The organism is Colwellia sp. SU-HH01172 (genome assembly GCF_057553355.1).
Genome location: NZ_BAAJMB010000002.1, coordinates 451,121 through 472,070, shown reverse-complemented (window position 1 = coordinate 472,070; position 20,950 = coordinate 451,121). Strand labels below are relative to the sequence as shown.

General features: G+C 37.4%; 23 protein-coding genes. 11 read left to right on the top strand and 12 right to left on the bottom strand.

Annotated features, from left to right (window positions below):
* The first annotated feature begins 640 nt into the window (after positions 1-640).
* The gene (locus tag AC27JP_RS09335) at positions 641-2,461 is read left to right on the top strand and encodes an acyl-CoA dehydrogenase C-terminal domain-containing protein (protein ID WP_487114310.1); all 1,821 of its coding nucleotides are present in this window, start codon (positions 641-643) and stop codon (positions 2,459-2,461) included.
* 153 nt (positions 2,462-2,614) lie between these two features.
* Here the strand turns inward: AC27JP_RS09335 and AC27JP_RS09330 are convergent, their stop codons facing one another.
* The 4 genes from AC27JP_RS09330 to fadE form a co-directional block, all read right to left on the bottom strand.
* A complete protein-coding gene (locus AC27JP_RS09330; RefSeq protein ID WP_487114308.1) occupies positions 2,615-3,667 on the bottom strand; it encodes an aldo/keto reductase in 1,053 nt (350 codons plus the stop codon).
* Between the two features lie 35 nt (positions 3,668-3,702).
* Positions 3,703-5,070, bottom strand: coding sequence for an aldehyde dehydrogenase family protein (locus AC27JP_RS09325; protein ID WP_487114306.1), 1,368 nt, complete (start codon positions 5,068-5,070; stop codon positions 3,703-3,705).
* 76 nt (positions 5,071-5,146) lie between these two features.
* The gene (locus tag AC27JP_RS09320) at positions 5,147-5,812 is read right to left on the bottom strand and encodes a TetR/AcrR family transcriptional regulator (RefSeq protein WP_487114304.1); all 666 of its coding nucleotides are present in this window, start codon (positions 5,810-5,812) and stop codon (positions 5,147-5,149) included.
* Between the two features lie 272 nt (positions 5,813-6,084).
* Entirely contained in the window at positions 6,085-8,502 is a 2,418-nt protein-coding gene (gene fadE, locus AC27JP_RS09315) for an acyl-CoA dehydrogenase FadE (protein ID WP_487114302.1), read from the bottom strand.
* A gap of 416 nt (positions 8,503-8,918) precedes the next feature.
* On the opposite strand from fadE, the gene AC27JP_RS09310 reads away from it, so the two are divergent.
* The 5 genes from AC27JP_RS09310 to AC27JP_RS09290 all read left to right on the top strand — a co-directional run bounded on the left by AC27JP_RS09310 (position 8,919) and on the right by AC27JP_RS09290 (position 11,894).
* Positions 8,919-10,178: a tyrosine-type recombinase/integrase gene (locus AC27JP_RS09310; RefSeq protein WP_487114300.1), complete on the top strand. Its 1,260-nt coding sequence runs from the start codon at positions 8,919-8,921 to the stop codon at positions 10,176-10,178.
* 302 nt (positions 10,179-10,480) lie between these two features.
* Positions 10,481-10,693: a hypothetical protein gene (locus AC27JP_RS09305; RefSeq protein WP_487114298.1), complete on the top strand. Its 213-nt coding sequence runs from the start codon at positions 10,481-10,483 to the stop codon at positions 10,691-10,693.
* Positions 10,694-10,695: 2 nt separating this feature from the next.
* Positions 10,696-11,205 (top strand): hypothetical protein, encoded by a 510-nt coding sequence (locus tag AC27JP_RS09300; RefSeq protein WP_487114296.1) that lies wholly within the window; start codon positions 10,696-10,698, stop codon positions 11,203-11,205.
* Positions 11,205-11,513 (top strand): hypothetical protein, encoded by a 309-nt coding sequence (locus AC27JP_RS09295; protein WP_487114294.1) that lies wholly within the window; start codon positions 11,205-11,207, stop codon positions 11,511-11,513. The genes AC27JP_RS09300 and AC27JP_RS09295 overlap by 1 nt, the downstream gene beginning before the upstream one ends.
* A 72-nt stretch (positions 11,514-11,585) precedes the next feature.
* Positions 11,586-11,894 carry a hypothetical protein gene (locus tag AC27JP_RS09290; RefSeq protein ID WP_487114292.1) on the top strand — a complete coding sequence of 103 codons (309 nt, stop codon included), beginning with the start codon at positions 11,586-11,588 and terminating at the stop codon, positions 11,892-11,894.
* Positions 11,895-12,019: 125 nt separating this feature from the next.
* Here AC27JP_RS09290 and AC27JP_RS09285 read toward each other — a convergent pair whose 3' ends face one another.
* From AC27JP_RS09285 to AC27JP_RS09250, 8 genes are all read right to left on the bottom strand, one after another.
* Positions 12,020-12,616 carry a hypothetical protein gene (locus tag AC27JP_RS09285; RefSeq protein ID WP_487114290.1) on the bottom strand — a complete coding sequence of 199 codons (597 nt, stop codon included), beginning with the start codon at positions 12,614-12,616 and terminating at the stop codon, positions 12,020-12,022.
* 92 nt (positions 12,617-12,708) lie between these two features.
* Positions 12,709-13,425 carry a hypothetical protein gene (locus AC27JP_RS09280; protein WP_487114288.1) on the bottom strand — a complete coding sequence of 239 codons (717 nt, stop codon included), beginning with the start codon at positions 13,423-13,425 and terminating at the stop codon, positions 12,709-12,711.
* 124 nt (positions 13,426-13,549) lie between these two features.
* Complete coding sequence (locus AC27JP_RS09275; RefSeq protein WP_487114286.1) at positions 13,550-14,158, bottom strand: BRCT domain-containing protein; 609 nt, start codon at positions 14,156-14,158, stop codon at positions 13,550-13,552.
* A gap of 41 nt (positions 14,159-14,199) precedes the next feature.
* A complete protein-coding gene (locus AC27JP_RS09270) occupies positions 14,200-14,460 on the bottom strand; it encodes a hypothetical protein (RefSeq protein WP_487114284.1) in 261 nt (86 codons plus the stop codon).
* Positions 14,461-14,484: 24 nt separating this feature from the next.
* Positions 14,485-14,793: a hypothetical protein gene (locus AC27JP_RS09265; RefSeq protein WP_487114282.1), complete on the bottom strand. Its 309-nt coding sequence runs from the start codon at positions 14,791-14,793 to the stop codon at positions 14,485-14,487.
* 31 nt (positions 14,794-14,824) lie between these two features.
* Positions 14,825-15,784, bottom strand: coding sequence for a hypothetical protein (locus AC27JP_RS09260; RefSeq protein WP_487114280.1), 960 nt, complete (start codon positions 15,782-15,784; stop codon positions 14,825-14,827).
* Positions 15,785-15,900: 116 nt separating this feature from the next.
* Complete coding sequence (locus tag AC27JP_RS09255) at positions 15,901-16,545, bottom strand: hypothetical protein (protein WP_487114278.1); 645 nt, start codon at positions 16,543-16,545, stop codon at positions 15,901-15,903.
* Between the two features lie 53 nt (positions 16,546-16,598).
* Positions 16,599-17,081, bottom strand: coding sequence for a helix-turn-helix domain-containing protein (locus tag AC27JP_RS09250; RefSeq protein ID WP_487114276.1), 483 nt, complete (start codon positions 17,079-17,081; stop codon positions 16,599-16,601).
* 194 nt (positions 17,082-17,275) lie between these two features.
* On the opposite strand from AC27JP_RS09250, the gene AC27JP_RS09245 reads away from it, so the two are divergent.
* From AC27JP_RS09245 to AC27JP_RS09225, 5 genes are all read left to right on the top strand, one after another.
* Complete coding sequence (locus AC27JP_RS09245; RefSeq protein WP_487114274.1) at positions 17,276-17,554, top strand: helix-turn-helix transcriptional regulator; 279 nt, start codon at positions 17,276-17,278, stop codon at positions 17,552-17,554.
* Positions 17,555-17,589: 35 nt separating this feature from the next.
* Positions 17,590-17,967: a hypothetical protein gene (locus AC27JP_RS09240; RefSeq protein WP_487114272.1), complete on the top strand. Its 378-nt coding sequence runs from the start codon at positions 17,590-17,592 to the stop codon at positions 17,965-17,967.
* On the top strand, positions 17,964-18,140 hold the full coding sequence (locus AC27JP_RS09235) for a hypothetical protein (protein ID WP_487114270.1): 177 nt from the start codon (positions 17,964-17,966) through the stop codon (positions 18,138-18,140). The genes AC27JP_RS09240 and AC27JP_RS09235 overlap by 4 nt, the downstream gene beginning before the upstream one ends.
* Before the next feature lie 100 nt (positions 18,141-18,240).
* Positions 18,241-18,504 carry a hypothetical protein gene (locus AC27JP_RS09230; RefSeq protein ID WP_487114268.1) on the top strand — a complete coding sequence of 88 codons (264 nt, stop codon included), beginning with the start codon at positions 18,241-18,243 and terminating at the stop codon, positions 18,502-18,504.
* A gap of 3 nt (positions 18,505-18,507) precedes the next feature.
* Complete coding sequence (locus AC27JP_RS09225) at positions 18,508-20,949, top strand: replication endonuclease (protein ID WP_487114266.1); 2,442 nt, start codon at positions 18,508-18,510, stop codon at positions 20,947-20,949.
* The last annotated feature ends 1 nt before the right edge of the window (position 20,950 follow it).

Below are 20,950 nucleotides of genomic sequence, written 5' to 3'. Positions count from 1 at the left end.
ACCGAGTGACAATGAACTATTATGATTGCAAAAGCTAAGAGATAAAACAATTGCTCGCAGCAACAGCTTGCTGAATATTTAGGTTTAAATGTTTTTACAATTCAATATATTGAAAGTGACAAGCAGAGCCAAGAGTAATTTTGGCTGGCTTACGGAACAGAACGGAATTGAGTTGAATTGTAGTGGAGACATACCAGCCACTGCAGAAAGTTTAATTGACGTGTAACGGCACAACCTTATCAATAGTGATTCATTAAGGCCTAGAATAGGTTTTCTTTTAGTCATCGTTTTGACAATTTTTGTTTGTTATTCCTACGACATTATCGCCTTTTTATGCTGAACTGCTACAGCACAAAGGCTCTGTGCTATGTAAAAAGCGAATAAATCATTGCAAGTAAAGTCTCACCAGATCAACAGCCACCAAGTTAAATGTACCGTCTTTCATAATTTTAGCCCTATGTTCTTTAATTCCCTTGAACTTTTTTGTATTTGATTGTTAAGGATTTATTAGCCAATTTAGTATTGTTTTGCTGTTAAAGTTGATTACTGGTTTGACCACTGGTCGGATGTGTGTGTATACTCGTTATCACTTATGCAGAAATGCAAAAAAAATTATTATTAAAAGTGTTAGGAGTTATACATGCTGAGTTATAAAGCGCCGGTTGCAGATATTAAATTCTTGTTTGAAGATGTATTTGACTATTATGGACATTACAAAAAGCATCCTGAGTTTGAAGAGGCTACACCTGATTTAGTCGATGCCATTATCGAAGAATGTGCCAAATTCAGTGAAAATGAACTCCTGCCACTTAATCAAAGCGGCGATGAAGAAGGCTGTACTTTTGATAATGGTACGGTAACCACACCAAAAGGCTTTAAAGGGGCATATCAACAATTTGTTGAAGGTGGTTGGCCTAGCTTGTCACACCCTATTGAACATGGTGGCCAAGGCTTACCATCGTCATTAGGCATGGTGGTTTCAGAGCTTATGGGTACCGCAAACTGGTCGTGGGCGATGTATCCTGGCTTAAGTCATGGGGCGATGAATACCATTCACACTCATGGTACTGATGAGCAAAAAGAATTATATCTTACCCGCTTAATTGAAGGTTCATGGACAGGCACCATGTGTTTAACTGAGCCACAATGTGGTACGGATTTGGGCCAAGTTAAAACTAAAGCTGAGCCAAATGGCGATGGTACCTATAACATCACAGGTACTAAAATTTTCATCTCAGCAGGTGAACATGATTTAACCGATAATATTGTTCACATAGTATTAGCGAGATTACCGGGTGCCCCAGAAGGGACTAAAGGTATTTCGTTGTTTATTGTGCCGAAAATGCAAACCGATGAACAAGGTACCATTGGCGAATTTAATAACGTTTCATGTGGTTCAATTGAGCATAAAATGGGTATTAAAGCATCAGTAACCGCAGTTTTAAATTTTGATAATGCAAAAGGTGTCTTGATTGGTCCTGAAAATAAAGGGCTAGAATGTATGTTCACCTTTATGAATACCGCACGTGTAGGTACGGCATTACAAGGGGTTTGTGCGGCTGAATTGGCTTACCAAAACTCATTAATTTACGCGAAAGAGCGTTTATCTATGCGTTCATTATCGGGGACTAAACACCCAGATAAAGTTGCTGATCCGATTATTTGTCATCCTGATGTTCGTAAAATGTTAATGACACAAAAAGCCATCAGTGAAGGTGGTCGTGCGATGATTTATTACACGGCGAAACTCGTTGATGAAATTGAAAATGCAAAATCAGAACAAGACCGTAAAAAAGCGGACTCTACTTTAGGTTTTATCACACCAATCTTAAAAGCATTTTTAACAGAACTTGGCTCTGAAAGTGCCAACCATGGTTTACAAATATTTGGTGGTCATGGTTTTATCAAAGAGTGGGGCATGGAGCAAATTGTTCGTGATACTCGTATCTCGACACTTTATGAAGGTACTACCGGTATTCAAGCGCTTGATTTATTGGGTCGTAAAGTCTTGATGACTCGTGGTAAATCATTGAATACGTTTGCTAAAGAAATTCTTATTTTCTGTAAAGATAAAAGTATGCTGTCGAGCAATCCGCATAAACGTCAAATGAATAAGTTTATCTGGCCACTAAGTAAAACTGTGGCTAAATGGCAACAATATACGATTCGTCTTGCGCTTAAAGCGAAGAAAGATCGTGATGTTGTAGGTTCAGCTTCCGTCGACTTCTTAATGTACTCAGGCTATGTGGTTATGGCGTATTTTTGGGCACAAATGGCACAAGCAGCATATGAAAAGCTAGCAACCGATGTTGAGAATCGTGATTTTTACCGTGCGAAAATTAAAACCGCTGAGTTCTATTTCGAGCGTTTATTGCCACGCACTAAGTCACTTGCAACAACTATGATGGCTGATCCTAAAACTTTAATGCAGTTAGACGAAGAGTTATTGTCTTTCTTATAATGCGTTAGTCAAATAAAATTAAAAAGCCGTATTTCCTTTGAAATACGGCTTTTTTGATCTGAGCACTGAAACTAGTGAGGAGCGAGCTAATTTAAGCGTCAACCACAAGTAAGCTACTAAATGTCGCTTCTTATCCCATGTTCAGGTTACTTATTAAAATGTGCTAGGGTATTGTCGTAAGACTTGATTGATATCTTCAAGAATATCGGTATTAAGTGGTTGCTTAAAGGCAGCAATATTCTCAGTTAATTGTTGCATATTTGTTGCGCCAATAATGGTTGATGTCACACCATTTATTTGCTCGCACCACGCCAACGCTAAATGCGCAGGTGAAATATTATGCTGTTGAGCAATATCCAAATAAGCTTTTACCGCTGAGTCGCTATATTGGGTATCGCGAAAAAGTCCGTGTCGTTGCATTAAAGTAAAACGGCTGCCACTCGGGCGCTGACCGTTAAGGTATTTACCGGTCAGTAAGCCGGTTGCTAATGGCGACCAAGGTAAATAGGCAACATCTTCATGCACGCAATTTTCAATTAAATAAGGCCAATCTTTAGTGTGTAATAAGCTGAACTCATTTTGTATCGATACCATACGTGGTAAATTGTGTTCTTGGCTGAGTCGTAAGTATTGATTAATGCCCCAGGGGGTATCGTCAGATAAGCCACAATAGCGAATTTTACCGGCTTTTACGCAGCTATCTAGCCCTTGTAAAATGTCGAGCATTTCTTCTGTTTGTTGCTCGGCATTAACTTGGGTGAAATTGTTAGTATTTGGCCAATGGTTGCCAAAATGAGGGGATTGCCGGTTAGGCCAATGTAATTGATAGAGGTCGATATAATCCGTTTGCAGTCGCTTTAGCGAGCTTTCAACAGCAGAAATTACAGACGCGCCAGATATTTTACTGCCGTCACGGATATAGGAAAATCCAGGTCCGGCAATTTTTGACGCTAAAATAATATTTTGACGTCGAGATGGATTAGCATTGAGCCAGTTACCTATTATTGTTTCTGTTTTTCCGTAGGTTTCAGCAGAGGGAGGCACGGCGTACATTTCTGCGGTATCAATAAAGTTAATTCCCTGCATTTGCGCATAATCAATTTGTGCGTTGGCATCAGCTTGATTGTTTTGCACACCCCAGGTCATGCTACCTAAACAAATACGAGAAACTTCCAGCGAGCTACTACCTAGTCGTTCATATTTCATCACGTTACCTTACTACGGTTGATTGCAAGCTCAACTTATCGTATCCATCTTAGAAACTTAAATTTCATTTTGCTATAAGGAGCGAACCTGACCGGCAAGTCTTTAATAAATGGTCGAGCCAATACCGATTTTAAGTGACTAAAATTGTCAAAGCCGGCCTTGCCACTATATTGTCCCATGCCACTTGGTCCGACCCCGCCAAACGGTAATTCAGGCACAGCATTAAACATAATGACATCATTGATGCATTGGCTACCTGAGCTTATTTCATTGACCCAAGTTTGGCATTGCTCATTGTCTTTACTGAAAATATATGAAGATAATGGCTTGTCACGTTCTTTGACAAAGTGCTTGGCGTCATCAAAGTTTTCAATGGTGATGATAGGTAATATTGCGCCGAAAATTTCGTCAGTCATTAATGCGCTATCTAGAGCAGGGTTAACCACTATGGTTGGCTCTATGTAGCGTTCAGCGACGTTAAAGTTGCCACCGACATCTGCGGTTAATCCTGATAAATATTGACTAATACGCTCGGCGTGGCGCTCGTTGACTACTTTTCCGTAACTTGTGCTTTGCTGTGGATCTTTACCAAACATTGTTTCAATTTGTTTTTTTAACGCTGCTACTAGCGGTGCAACCATGTCTGTTGAAGTTAATATATAATCAGGAGCAATACATGTTTGCCCGGCATTCATCCACTTCCCCCACGCTATGCGCTGAGCCGTGATGGTTATGTCGGCAGTGTTATCAACATAGACCGGACTTTTACCACCTAACTCTAAAGTTACCGGTGTTAAGTGTTTTGCTGCAGCGCTCATAACGATTCGGGCGACCTGACCATTACCAGTATACATAATATGATCAAAGGGTAACGCTAACAGGGCCGTTGTTTCTTCTACAGCGCCTTCAACAACTGATACCGCTTGCGGGTCTAAATACTGGGGAATTAGTTTGGCAATGAGTTTAGAGGTAGCAGATGCCAGCTCAGAAGGTTTTACAATAGCGCAATTACCAGCAGCAATAACCGCAACTAACGGTGCAAGTATTAGTTGCATTGGGTAATTCCAAGCACCGATGATCAGTACCGTGCCTTGTGGCTCAGGTTGTATATATGAACGACCGGGTTGGGCAACTATCGGTGTGGCAACGCGGCGCTTTTTAGCCCAGCTTTTTAAGCGTTTACAAACATGGTCAACATCACCAGTAACATAGGAAACTTCAGTAACCCAAGCTTCTTGCGCTGGCTTACCTAAATCACTGGCAAGTGCGTCGAGAAAAGCTTGCTCATTTTCATTGACTAAGCGTTTAATCTGCTGAAGTTGCTGTTTACGCCATTCAATATCACGTGTTTTGTTGCTGGTGAAGAATTGCTGATGTTTTGATAATTGCTCGCTAAAATCCACGGAGATGTCTCACTAGGTTAGATGGTCGGATGACTTAATCTAACCCATTTGCCAAGCGAGTACAAAACTTTAATTATTATGGTTTTAGCCGAATAACAATTGCTAAAATTTGCCTTATGACATCCGCAAGTCTATCAATGTTTTCGTTATTCTCAGCCAATAACTGTCGGTAGGTGACTTGTTGGATTTGGCTTAACAATATTTCAGCATTCACTGCTACGCCGTCTTGTGTAAAATATTGACACAATTGCAGGCAAGGTTGCAGTTGGGCTAAATAATGTTGTTTGGCAATTAAGCTCAGCGCCGATGTTACCTGAATTTCACTAAATAATTGTTGTTCAACGATAAGTTGTTGGCGATTATTAGTCGCGTTATCCGTTATCATTTTTACTAACAAGTTGGCTATTTTTTCTCTTAATTCGACCCTTACGCTGACTCTACGTAAATCTGCTTTACTGTATTTGTCGACCAGATCTAATGTCGGCTGCCATAAATCGGTGACTTCATTAATCACATTAGCAGAATTTAGCTCGAATGCTTGCTGCACCAATTCTTGAATATCTTTAAAGTAGTAGGTGGTCAAGGATAACTGAATGTTAGCATGAGAAGCGATAGCACGGTGTGTTGCCCCTTTTATACCTTGTTTTGCCAAAATGGCAATGGCAGATTCTAAAATAAGGTGTTTTGTTCGTTCGCCTTTACTGCGTCTCTTTTTTACCGTTAGTTCATTAGTTACAGACATCGATTTATTTTACTCGTAGTGTTACGTTTGTTAATAGGTTGTAATAGTGGCAATTTATAGTGTTTTGAGAGAACTTACAATATTCAGTCGCAACTGTTTTGTTACAAACTAGAAACAATGTTATCAAATCTTTTCGGTAAGTATAAGGGGAATCGTATTTGCAAGCCGATATCGCTTTAGAGTTTTAAAGGCTGTAAAGAAAAAAATACCTCTTCACTATATAACATAATGAAGAGGCATGGATTGGAGCGATGTAACTTAATGTAAAAGCTTTAGCCGGCTTTTAAATAATCGGATTCAAAATCATCAACGTTTATTGCCGCTTTTCTTGCAACTTCGGTGGCAATTAATAACTCAGCCTCAGTTTGATTGATGATATTCGCCGCGAGTCCTTTTTCTGCAACAATATCAAGGTTGTAGAAAGGTAGTTTTTCTCCTAGTTCACGACAGACTTTGTCAAAAATAGGCTCGCAAGCGATAATATCATCAAGGGTTTGCTCTAATTGCCCCAAGACATTTTCTGACTCACGAGTTAGATATTGTCCTTGCCCTAAACGGGTGCGACTATCATTTGGCGACTGCATTAGCTTAGCAACTTTATGATCAGTAATATCTGAAGGTTTTTTCAGGTTGCAACCTAAAGGTAAAATAATAACTCTTAGTACTTTCGCAACTAACTTATTCGGAAAATTACTAATTAGTTCATTTATTGCTTGTTGAATATTGTACAAACTATCCTCAACAGCCCATTGCAACAATGGCAAATCAGCACTTTGTCGGCCTTCATCGTTATAACGTTTAAGCGTTGCTGAGGCTAAGTATAAGTAACTTAGGATATCACCAAGCCTTGCTGAAATGCGCTCTCGGCGTTTTAAATCACCACCTAAGGTCAACATAGCAACATCAGATAGCATGGCTAGGTTCGAACTAAAGCGAGTCATTAGTTGGTAGTAGCGTCTTGTTTCGTCGTTGTAAGGAGTACTAAGTGCATAACTGCCGGTGAAAGAGAACCAAACACTACGGCAAATGTTACTAATGGCAAAACCAACGTGACCAAACAGGGCATGATCAAAGTCGTTTAATGCTTGTTGCTCGTCTTGGTTGCCAGCGGCAGCAAGCTCTGCGAGTACGTATGGGTGACAACGAATAGCCCCTTGACCATAGATGATCATGCTGCGAGTAAGAATATTGGCACCTTCAACCGTAATGGCTACGGGAGCACCTTGGTATCCGCGGGCTAGGTAGTTACCTGGCCCCATACAAATACCTTTACCACCGTGGATATCCATGGCATCAGCAACACAGTTACGCATTTTCTCGGTTAAGTGATATTTTGAGATGGCAGAAATAACACTCGGTTTTTCGCCCATATCAATAGCACCAGTAGACATAGTAGTTACCGCATCCATCAAGTAAGCATTACCACCAATTCTGGCTAGTGCTTCTTCAACACCTTCCATTTTACCGATAGAAATTTTGAATTGTCTACGTATGCGGCTATAAGCGCCTGTTGCTAAAGCGAGAGACTTTATACCACCTGCGCTATTAGACGGTAGGGTAATGGCACGGCCAACGGATAAACATTCAACCAACATACGCCAACCTTGGCCAGCCATTTCTGGACCACCAATGATGAAGTCTAAAGGAACAAATACGCCATCACCTTGGGTTGGGCCATTTTGAAATGGCACGTTAAGTGGGAAGTGACGACGACCTGTGATCACGCCGTCAATATCGGTTGGAATTAAGGCACAGGTAATGCCTAAATCTTCTTGCTCACCTAAAAGGTGATCAGGGTCTTGTAATTTAAAGGCTAAACCCAAGACGGTTGCGATTGGTGCTAAGGTGATATAACGCTTATTCCAAGTAAGCTTCATACCTAATACTTCTTCACCATTAAACTCACCTCGGCAAACCACACCAAAGTCAGGGATGGCACCAGCATCTGAGCCGGCTTCAGGGCTAGTTAATGCAAAACAAGGAATTTCTTCACCTTTAACTAGGCGAGGTAAATAGTAATCTTGTTGTTCCTTCGTGCCATAGTGTTGTAATAATTCGCCAGGACCTAAAGAGTTTGGTACGCCAACGGTTGATGATAATACCGTACTAACACCTGATAACTTTTGTAGCACGCGAGATTGAGCATAAGCACAAAATTCTAAACCGCCATATTGCTTTTTAATGATCATGGCGAAGAATTTATTGTCTTTTAAATACTGCCAAACTTCCGGCGACAAATCCGCCAATTCATGGGTAGTTTGCCAATCATCTGTCATGCGACAGACTTCTTCAACTGGGCCGTCTAAGAAAGCTTGTTCTTCAGCGCTTAGACGAGGCTGTGGGTAATTGTGCAGTTTTTTCCAATCCGGGGTGCCACGAAATAGCTCCGCTTCAAACCAAGTGGTGCCGGCGTCAATTGCTTCCTGTTCGGTCTTTGACATTTCTGGCATAATACCTTTGAACAGGGCTAGCAGTGGTTTAGTGATATATTGCTTGCGTATATCGGCAACGTTAAGTGGAATAACAATAACAGCGAATAGCAGCCATGAGAAAAAAGAGATAATATTAAAAAATGTTCCTACAACCATAAGTAGGGTAAAAGCTATGGTAAATGAAGTGAGCGAAGCCCTAGAATAGGCCATAAAACCGCTAAGCGCGATGGCAATTAATGCCCAAGTTAAGTAGTCCACAAATTTTCCTTAATGTTGTTGCTTAATAGTGTTTAGTATCATCAAATGGTATTGAGGTCTGACCAGATTGATGCTTTAAGCTTAATTGCTATGAAGGATAATTTCAAATTATTTGTTAATAAGACGTAGCCGACGTTTAATAATACCTAATGGAGTTCAAAGAGTGTGTGAATTATTAGCCATGTCTAACTCCTAAGTCATTGTTGTCATTGATGTAAGCACAGGCCACTTATACCGGTTGCACCTTAAAATATCCCCGTCTATACTGTCCTCACTGTCAAACAAGTAAAGGGACTAAGTGACACTTTAACTGACACTGTTCCTTATTTTATTTCCATCGTTTCAATGATATACAAAAGTAAATTGCGCATGTTCAATGTGTAAGTTAATCATTTAAATGCAATTAAAAATACAATATGAGATTTACGGATAAATACATAAAGTCAATTAAGGCTAAGGATAAGCCCTTTGTTGTAACCGCTGATAGCGATGCCCGTGGTGTTGGACGCTTACAACTTAAAGTTTATCCTTCGGGTAATAAAAAATTTCAATTTCAGTTCTTTTTTGACGGCAAACGTAAAAGAATGGAAATAGGTGCTTATGGTGCATGGACTTTGGCTGCAGCAAGAAAAGAAGCTATGCACTTATCCGAAATATTACAACAAGGAAAAAGCCCGTTAGCAACTCGTGAGTTACTTAGAACTGAAAAAGTAAGCATTGATTCTCAGCGAACATTATTAGAATTGATAGATGACTTTTATCAATTTATTGGACAAAAATGGGCTCCGAATACAATCAAGAGAACAACCAATTCGTTTAAATCTAATTTGTTGCCTTTTATACCTTCAAAAATGATGCCTAATGAATTTACATCTGATGTAGGCAGGGAATTGATTTACAAGGTTTATAACCGAGGTGCAAAACAGCAAGCGGCTATTTTTAGAAGTGACTTAATGTCTCTTTTCAAATTCGCGATTAACTTTGATAAATCACCAGAGCGATTTAAGAAACCAAATTTTTATTGTGTTGAAAGCAATCCTATTCATGATATTCAGTTTGATATACCGAAAAGTGTTGGCAATAGATGGTTATCAGAAGCTGAGATTCATAAGTTATGGAATGCACCTGACTTACCGCTTAATACTAAACGATTTTATCAATTGGCCATTGCATTTGGTGGTCAGCGTGTACTTGAACTCTATCATTGCAAGGATGCAGAATTTGATTTTGAAGATGATATTTTTACTATTCCAACTGAACGAATAAAAATTAGAAAACGTGGTGATCATATTGTGCCAATTTCTTCATTAGCCAAACCAATTATTCAAGAAATGGTGATATCTAGAGGAAAAATAGGGCACTTGTGGCCACACAGAGACAGACTAGAAGAACCAGCACACATATCAACAATTAGAATGGCAACCCTGAGATGGTGTAGAAAGAACAAAATACCTGACTTTAACCCAAGAGATGTTAGACGAACATGTAAAACACTAATGGGGAAAGCAGGCATATCAAAAACAGATAGAGATTTATTACAGCAACATAATAAGGTTGATATTTCGACGGTACATTATGACCGATACGATTACATGAGAGAAAAAAGAGATGCCATGAATGTGTGGACGAATTATTTAACCGACACAGTATTAACCCCAAAAAGTAAAAAAGAGTAGGCGATGCCTGTTCTTTTTACTCTACGGATAAACATTTCAAACTTATACATTTCAACGTATTGCAGCATATAGTATATCTGTTTATACTGCCAAATCATTGCGTGTAATGAAATCCACACAGCGGGGCGCGATATTATGAGTGACAGAATAGACTACTTATTTAAATATTAAATAAATCATTTAGTTAAAATAGTAATTACACTGTTTAAAAGTACAGTTATCTCTTGATGTAGATACACATAGAAGGTATGTTAGTCACTTAATATCTTGATTGAAATTTTAAAAAAAGGAGAAATTGCAATATGGAAATATCACCTAATAAGCCAATTGTGAATAACGAAAAAATTACCAATACGTCTGCAACAAATAAAGCTACAAAAGAAGAGGTAAAAGTTACCGAACCTTCAGTAACTGACACTGTAATCTTAAGTGAAGAAGCTATTGCTGCAGCGGCAGCAGATGATGGAAATGCGACTCCTTATCATGGCGGTGGCGGAATACATATCCCAGACTAATTATGTATTTTTTAGACGCTTTATCTAAGCCGGATGTAACAGCAACTATTAGTGTATTAATAATGCTTGCTTTTGCTGCGGCTTTTTACTTTTCGTACCAAAATAATAAACTTAATCCATCTGTTTTTATTATATCCGCCGCTTTATTCATAAACTTTGTTATAGCAAATAACGCATTATATGAATTCTTGGCTGAGCGTAAGCCTGATGTTGATTACTACTTAAGGTGGGTTCAATATGACTCATTAACAATTATTGGTAGCATTATTGCTCACTATGTTTTCAAAGTGAAACATCATAAATTAACATCAATTCTGATGTATCTACTTTTGGTTAATATTTGCATGTACATGGCAATGCATATAGACATAATCGAACATGGGAATCGCAAACCATGGTGGCTTTGGACACTTTATACGCCAGTTATAAATGTAGTCGAAATTGCTATCGCATTTCTAATTATATTTAAGTCTAGAAAAGAAATAGCTAGTAACACAGGAAGGGTTGTTTAATGTTGTTTGTTTATTATTTTCTGGCTATTGCAGTAGTAATGGTTATTTGTCATAAGTTTATTGAAGATAATATTATTGGTAATGAAAGTAACAATGCAGAAAGCGGCGACACTTATGCACATAACCTAATTGTAGATATTGGTGATACTTTGATTAATAGCCATGGTATAGAGCAATATCAAGAGCTTAAGCCCAAGCTTGAACAGGCTAAACGATATTATCTGAACAGTGAAAATAGAAGATTGCATCACAAAGTAAAGTCTAAATTGGATGATGGTAAAGCGGTAGAGTTAAAAATTGTATCGTAAAATAATTGCTGAGAAAATGCCGATATTTGTCAGTTTTGACAAATTATCAAATGCTTATTGAAAAGAGTTTGTATGTTACTAAAAACTATAGGATGGGGTTTAGGCTTTTTTACTGTTGGAATCATCGAATACTATTTTGAGAAAGGTAATAATATATCTGCACTTATTTGCGTGATCGCAATCATTTTCTTTGTGCCGCCACTACATAAGGAATTAAATAACAATGCTAAAAATGTTGCTAAAGAAAGAGGGAGATCGATTAAAGAATTTACATTAAAGGCTAGCATCGTTGGTGGTTTATTATTGCTAGTTTTAGCGTATTCTCTTACCAAATTGACTACAGACGCAAGGGAGTTAGTGATGTATCAACAAGCGTTGTAACTAAGTATGAAGAGTCAAACAGTACTTAGTATCAGTTTTTGTACCGGTAGCACCCAATCATATTTACGTTAGATAGTTCTTGTTAGAAAAACACCAATAACTGTCTGCTTTTATGATTAGATATGTCAAAATGCGCTTAATGAATTAAGTAAACTAAAGCCAGTACCGTCATAACAATAAATCAAAACGATGCCAGCGATAAAATATGGTAATAAGTAATCAGTCACTACACTGCTATTGATACAAACGTTAATCCAAGAAGTTAGTTTAAATTTAAAAATAACAAAAGGATTTAGTGTTATTTCTCGTTCTTCTGCATCACGTCGATTTGTAGGATCCGGAATTCTTACTGTAATACTCCAATCTTTACGTTTTATTGAGTCGAGGTTATTAGGTGTATAGCTTGCATGCTCATTAATTTTTTGAGTAACTTCTGCAGAATAATTCTGAATTTTAGATCCAAATGAGGCATTGATTTGTGAAAATAATGAGCCTTTACCTTCTTGTGCATAGTACTGGTGATACCTAAATAAGAAATAGAAAAACAAAACCCAAATCATTACATAAATAGATGATGGATTGCCCAGCTCTTCAAAGCTTAAGCCAGATATCGTAAGCTTTTTGACTTTAAATTCAGAAAATTTAATAAATACCATTAGAATAGAAATAATCATTAGATTACGTCTTTGACGTAGTAGTCCGTCAGTCATTCCTTGAGTCAAGTAATACTCCTGAAATATTTTAGAAAAATATGATAATTGGTTAAGTACGTGGCAAAGTGCAAAAGCTTAGTGTCTTGTCTCTTTATACCTTGCTAGTTCAACAACCCATTTTTAAAGCCTAATTCTCGCAATAAAAGCCTGCCAAGAGGAGTTATTTTAAATTGTTTAACCTTAAGTTTTACATTTTTTGATGAAGAATCCATATTATATTCTTTCTCTAGCAAGCCAAGAGTTGCCAGATGTTCTTTGTAACTTTTTTGAAGGGTAGATTTGTCAAATTCACTCTGAGATGATCCCATATGTGCTCCGACAGGCTCAAGAATATGCTCATGCTTTTTAGTAAACTCAACGTCACGGCCATAAAAAGGATCTAAATAAGCTCTTAGCCAGATTACTTCAATATCATTTATTTCACCTAACATACGAAGTAAATGTTTTGATTCAAAATACTCAATATCTACTGAAGAAATACTATTCACAACCAATGAAGATATATAATTTCGTCTTTCATCAGATAGAGATTTAGATGCTTGAATTAAACTTTCTTCAACCAAGTCAGTGAAATTTTCATTAGTCAGATTAGTTTTAATTATCGATTCTTCTAGAATTTTAAGTTTATCTTGCAGAGATTCTGCAAACTTCACTATTCTCTCTATACGTTGATTTGGAATAATTGATCCAGCTATTTCAGCCAATAATGAACCCGCAAAAGGAACCATTCCTAAAGCAGACTTAGCTGCGGATGCAACATAATCGCTTCTACTGGGCTCCAAATTATTATCTTTTCCGTTTTTGGTTAAATTTTCCATTAAAGCTCCATATGTACGTAAATGTGTTTAACACCTCGTTAAGAGGTGTAATGCGTTCTTCTCTTAATTGCGAATGAAGAATAAAGCCAATAGCTTATTGGTTAAATTGAGTTTTTTGGTAATTTTATATTCCGGCTTCGTTAGCCCAGTGTTCTTCGGTGATAATAACCAAAGGAATGCCGTTATCACGGTACTCCATGGCCTTTTCAATTTTTCGACCAAAGTTTTCATGTATCCAACTATCTGTTACGTATGTACCAAGTACCAAATAATTTAACGTTTTAGTTACGCCTTTAGCGTTAGTTCCACCAAGTTTATCGATAGCGGCTTGGCATTCTTTACGAGTGCCAAATGCACATGTACCCGTGAATAGAAATGAGGCGCCTTCAAATTTGACTTCAGGAAGAGGGGTGTTGATAGGTAGAGAGGTTGTTTTAGCGAGTTCGCCATGTTCCGACTCTTCGCCTGAAATTATTTGAAGAATTTCTTTGAGTTCAGCAGATTCTTCTTCATCTAATACGCCGTCTTCTAGCATAACGCTAACTTTTTGCAATAAGTTATCTATGACAGGGTTTTGGTTGTTTTGTTGGTTTTGAATTAACCAAGACATTAGAAACTCAGCTTCACCTTGAACAACCTTTCCGTCGGCTAGCAAACCTTTACTTAAGCCTATTAATGTATCGATTTGTCTATCTTGTATATTTTTATTATTAAATCTTGTGAAAATGTCCATATTCTCTCCGGTAATGACAATTTTAAATTAGTTCTGTTTATTTAACGTTGACCTACAATATCAACTTTTATATTTCTGTCTTCGTAATAAATATCAGCAATCTTATTTTGCAAATTATAACTGCGCACTAAGGCTTGGAAGTTCTCTTTAGCATATAAATGCTCTTGAATGGCTTCACTCGCCCTAACTGATATTTCATATCTTCCACACTCTTTAGAAGTACACTGTACAAATATTATATTATCGTGATCTTTTAATTTATGCTGCGACGGGCTATTACAAATAAAACATTCACTTTTCAATTTGATTCCTTATTTAACAGCTTGTTATATATTTTCTACGCGTTTTTCTAGTAAGTTATTTAGTGTCATCAATTCACCATGAGCCCAGGAAATATAACTAGATTTTTCGTGCCCGTTGGTCACATCATATCCAACTGCTGCATTTATATGCCAACAAGTATTAGAAACCTTTTCAAGTAGGTAACTATCAAATTTTTCTTCAGCATCATTAAATTCTTTCAATATACAAGTACTAGCAGAATAGACGGAAGCCTTTTCAAAACCTGTTGATGCAATCTTTGCCAGTTGAACTAATTCATTCAATTTTTTTGCTAGTAGTAAAGGGTCGTTCATACACCATCCTTTTAAATAATTTGTTATATTGTTATATTGTTATTACTGTTGGTACTTCATTCAGGGCACCGCGGTATATTTCATGCCTAATAGCTTCATGAACACGTTCACGAGAAAATATATCTACTGATGCCCATAATTCTGGTCCGATGCAAATATCCTCAGACTCACATATTGCTATATAATTAATAAAACTCTCCAAATCCGTATTCATAGCATTTTCGATCCATTCATTTTCGCTTGAGTGCTCTTCGAGCCATGAAACAACTACATGAGTTTTATTTTCAGCAGGAACCAAATTAAACGACGAAAGAACTTGAGGAACAGCAGTAGCTTGATGTTTGATTCGCTTTTCAAAGTCTCTCATAGGTGAAAATACAGTACAACTTGAAGCTTTTATTGTTCTAGGGATAACAACCCACTTGGTTCTCAATATATTTTCACTTGGGTTGTTATAAGCTTCATAGGATTTATCAAGGTAGAAAGGTAAGTCGTGCTTAATAAATTTATCGCGCCCTAAATTCATCTTTTTTAGATCAGAAATTATCTCTTTCTGCATTAAATGATTACATTTTTCAATAATATTTTGCGTAGTAAAATATATTAGTTTTTTTCTAGTTATTTCATATGTCAAGGAACGAAGAAAAAACGTAGATGCTTGTTTGTTATCATTTTGTATAAGAGCGCTTTTTTCAATAGGATAAAAGATTTGCCCATCATGCTTTTGACAAAAACCTGGATAAATAGATGCATTCTTTATTTTAGTCTTAACTAAGGAAGAGGCACTACTACCTTGAGTTAAAGCATGGTACATATTGAAATTTACACAATAAACCTCATCATTTTCACTTATGATTTTTAATTGGCCACCTCGTTGTTGTGAATGTGACCCTATTGATAGGCTTTTACAACCAGGATAAAGGCACTCAAATCTTCTATTATTTTTAAGTTTCTCTATTTTACCTATTACTCTTTTTAGCCGGTAATCCACCAATCTCTCCTTGATTCATAACAGCTTATTATGCAGACGTCTTAGTAATATCCATCTACCTGACTACAAGATAAAGTACTCAAATTTCTTATAATATCAAGCTCTTGTTGTGATATTTATTGATTTGTATCAGTATTAATGTTTTTAGATTGAGCGGGTGTTTTTTCTACAGGTACGGTTTGTTCTATCTTGGCTTTGTCGATTAATGAATTTTCAAGGATTGTTAATCGCTTAAAAGACAAGCTTGTGCCGTATACAGCAACACAAAAAGCTAAAACTGAGATACCAACCGAGATGTTACTATTTCTTTTTAAGTGTTTACTAATGCCTGTTTGAGTATCAAAACGTTCTTTATTATCGTCATGTTCAATGAACTTTAATACAGTATCTAAGCCTTTCTCATTTAGCGTGTATTCGTAGATAGGTATGTCATTACGTTCAGAATCATATACTTCAGATTTTTTTTTATTCACCAATTTTAGTTTAGACAATCTATATATTAGCTTTTGAGCTAGAATTATTGTCGATTGTTCTTTGGTAAAACCAGGATATGAGTAGCTTACAGACTCAGCTTTGTTTGAAAGTATGAAGAAATCGAGTTTTGCTCCTAATTCAGGGAATCTTTTATATGTAAAGCGTTCTGAATCCTCACGTGAACTAGAAATAAAAGTTAGGCTTCCAATCTCATAAAGAGATTTAAGTGAATTTTTCCATTGTGAATTGATCGCAATCTCTTTTTCGATCATATTTATATTTTGCATTAGCAACCTCCTTGTTTTGCTAAATAGATAGATGCAACTTTACTATGATCTAATTAAGCGCTTTTAGTACTGTTTGTTTGTTGGTTATTTTGATAGCGGCTTTCGATAACAGGGCGTAGGTCTTTAAGAATGATTTTTCCGCAATCGTCAAAAAGCTTTTCACTATCACTTTTCGGTGTAAACCAGTCTAAATGACAGAACATTAATAATGAGTCGCCAACCGTTTTAACAAACTTTTCTTCGTATTCTTCTTGCACTACTTTTTGTTTTTGTTCTGCTTGCTTTGGTAATTCGTCACCAGGGGCAATTTGTCCGGCTGCTGAATTTGTAGTATCAGATATTAACCATAAAGCGAATTTATTAAGCTCTGGGTGACTCGCTATCTTATGAATAGTTTGTAGGCCAACCTCGCTAAATCCACCTTCATTTTTTTTATAAGAACTAATCCCAAGTCCTACAAAATCTGCAAATTTTTGCTGGCTTAAGCCTGTAGACGTTCTAATTAATTTTAACTTCTCACCAAAAGTAATTGACATGGTTCACCGTAAGGATATATATTTGTTCTTGTTGTCACTCAGGGGATACTTAATGGTTATATCGTATCATCAGGGTGATAATTATGTCGTTGTTTTAGAACAACTTTAAATACTTTAGCATAAAAGATTCATGATAAGGAACCAGAATAAATGTTCCTAATATGAACCAACAATACAATACCAGGATGAATATTATGAGTATTATTGTCAGAAAAAATATTAAAGGCGAAGAAGTCACTATTAAAGATCGTTACATGCGCGCAAAAGAAGTAGTCAAAGTATGTGGCAATTCTCGTCCGTCAATTTACAAAATGATGGCTGCATTTAAGTTTCCACCTAGTCATTCAATTTCAGAATGTAGTGTAGGTTGGTTGGAGTCTGACATTGAAGAGTATATGAAGCTTGGCCCAATTGCTTTTTTCGCCAAATATGGTGAACAACTTGCACAAGCAAAGCGCGATTTAGCTGCGTAGTTATTATTTTTGTTCTGAAATGAAAGTGGAGAATTATGATGTTAGCCAATACAGAAAATTTACCCGCAGTTGAAGAAAACCAAGTACACAAAAGTCCAGTTGAGTTAAAGCTTATTGAAAATACTCAACATGAATTACCAGAAGGGCTGTTGAAAATAAGAGCTCTTTTAAACAATACAACACGCTCACCGGCGTACTTATATAACAAGGTACTAACAGCGAAGCAGCGCACTTTATTGTGCTATGCCGCGGGATTAACTCGACTTGATATAAGTCGGTCGTTTGAAGAGTTGAGTGAAAACTCACGTATTGAAATTCATAAAGCTATTCTACTCGTTGGCAAACTCTATGAAGTGTTTAGCAATGCGAATGTACTCTCGCGTATCGAATTTATTGCAAGTAAGCCGCAATGAAAATAGCAGCGTTTGAGCAAGCTACATTGGAGCAACTTGTTAGCTATAAAGCTAAAGATGAAAACGATATTCAGCGATTGCTGAACTGTGAAAAATTAAAGCATGAAGCCATTCAGCTTTGCAAAAAATGGAATGACCAAAGGAAGACAATAAGGTTGGAGCCATGGATATAGTTACTAGGTAATGACTCTTAGCGAGTGAGTTACAGCCAAGCATTAAACAAGCCCAAAACTACTAAAGCATATTAAATTTTAAAACTAAGGAATATTAGTCATGGATAAGTGCACCCTAAATTTAGTGAATGACGTAATTAACACTGTATTGAATAACGTAAATACGGCTGTTTGTTTTTATAGAAAACGCCCAACGGTAAATATGCGTTTGAGTTTGGAAGAAACCTTAATCGAAAATATGCCTTTTGCTGAGTTAGCAGCTAAACATTCAGAACATGGAAAACTGCTATTAGAGAAGTTGAAAGAACTAAACAGCACATTGATGGAGCATTTACCCATTTTCCCTATTGAATTAGGGGCCTAAACCTTGATTTGTGATCAGAAAATTGCACTAGATAATTTAAACCTGTCTAGTATAGCTAGCGGTATTGTTAGCTCAATTGATGATGTTCGTGATCACAATTTTATTGCAAAAGGTTTAGGTAGTGTGCCTTATCCTTTGCAATCACGCATTGCTCGTAAGTATGTTGAACGTTACAAAGAAACCAACCCTAAATTAAAGTATGAAGCCAACCGTTGGTTTGACCGCACCATTAAAAAACTAAAACCCCGTTTTAGTGTGTTATTCCGTATTACTCAGAATATGCCATTGCCATGGCATATTCTGAGTAATAAAGATAAAACCAAGCATTACGCCAACGAAACAGTAAAAGAGTGTATTAGCATTTTGCTGCAATCTTCAGATGATGACATTAATGAAGCCTATGAAACCATATTAAGAAATGCGTTTGAAAGCATCGGTGAATACACCTTAACCATGCAGATTACACCCGACCATTGGGAAAAGCGCAAAAAAGCAACCAACGAACAAATAGAGTCAGCATTGTTAAAAGTACAATGTGAAAAATGGTGGGCTACGAAACTTAAAACCGTTCGGGCGCAGTACTTAGAGTTACTTGAAATATCAACGGGTGAAGTTGGAAGAGATTTATACCGTGTTCGTAACAAAAAAACGAAAAAGGTAACGGTTAAACGCAAAGGTATAAGCCCATATTCGTCAAAACAAGCGCAAAGCGAGTATAGAGATTCGCAAAAATCAGGTCGTGAATATTTAAGCCGGTTGGAACTTGAAAACCAGCACGGTGAAGTAATTCCGTTACTTAAAGCCGTAGATAAGGGCATGGCTAACCCAGTTAACCGACGTAATGAATTAATGCTACGTTTGCGTGAAACTGAAGAACTTGCCGACGAGATGAATTACGTTGGTGTGTTTTACACGATGACTTGTCCGTCAAAGTATCATGCAAATTCTGATAAATGGCAGGGGTCGAGCCCGAAAGAAGCACAACGTTATTTGGTAAAAATTTGGCAACGAGCTCGGGCAAAACTAAACCGATTAGGTATTAATTATTTTGGTATGCGAGTGGCAGAGCCGCATGCTGATGGTTGCCCACATTGGCACATGCTGCTGTTTATGCCTCGTAATAAACACCAGTGGGTAACAGCTATTTTACGTAAGTATTTTATTGCAGAAGATACCGAAGAACTACGTAAACGTTACGGGCCGTTAGTGCGAGCAGGGCGTATGCGTTGCAAAATTACTACAAAGCCTAATCAATGGAAAACAGGTTTTGTTACCGAATATAAAGAATTCAGTAAACCCCGAAGACAACCCACCGAACGAAAAATACTTTTTAAAGCATATAAAAACAAACGCCGTTTATACGGTAAAAAGAAGAAAGATGGTGCAAAACCTAAAGCACCAGATAAATTTTATAGAACATTTAATCCACGGTTTACTGCTATTGCTATCGATAAAAATATAGGTAGTGCAGCGGGTTATATTGCTAAGTACATTTCAAAAAATATTGACGGGTACCAGGTACATGATCACGAAGATGCTGAAACGGGCGAAAACATTAAAGTTAACCCTGTTTTAGCGTGGGCCAGTACGTGGGGGATTCGTCAATTTCAATTTCAAGGTAGCCCAAGTGTAACTGTTTACCGTGAGTTAAGACGAGTACGTGAGCCTGTTGAACAATTTGATTTAGAACGTATACGACAAGCCGCAGACAATGCCCAGTGGAAAACCTTTGTAGAGTTAATGGGCGGAATGTGTATTGGCCGTAATGCCAATTTTAAAACCGCTTATGAAGAAACGATGCTCGGTAATAAATATGCTGAAACCACCAAAGTAATTAAAGGTGTTGCCACTAGCACCAATGCGGTCTCACAAGCCATGCGTGAAATGCGAGGTGAAGTAAGCGTAAGTGAAGATGCAACGCTTTTAACTAGAGTTACCCAATGGACTAAGCAGCTTAAGGGAACAGCGGAAAGATTAGCGGCACAGGACAAAGGTTTTGTCGGCTTTGCCGACCAGTCTTGGACTAGTGGGAATAACTGTACGCCTTTAAAATTAACCACTAGCGCAGAGTCTAGGCTCGGCATGTTGGGTTTATCTGAAAATCAGATATCAGCCCTTAAAAAGGGTTGTAGGGTGAATGTTGATGACAGAATTTATGCCTTTATTGATCATCAACTGCAAATTTTTACCATTGATCACTTATACGAAAAGCGTAAAAAGGACGAAATCAGCCATTTTGCATCCGTTAACGCCATAAAAGCAGGTAGAAGCGAGCCCAATAAAGCTGATTGGCGGCATGCACGTGACTTTGTAAGTACTGCTTTTAGCCATGCAATGAACGATGGACGAACATTACCAAATGACATTGATTGGCAATACGCACGTAACGTTGAAGTGGGAGAAGTTGAGCTAGATTGGTGGGATGCAGGTTTAATGTTAGCGTAAG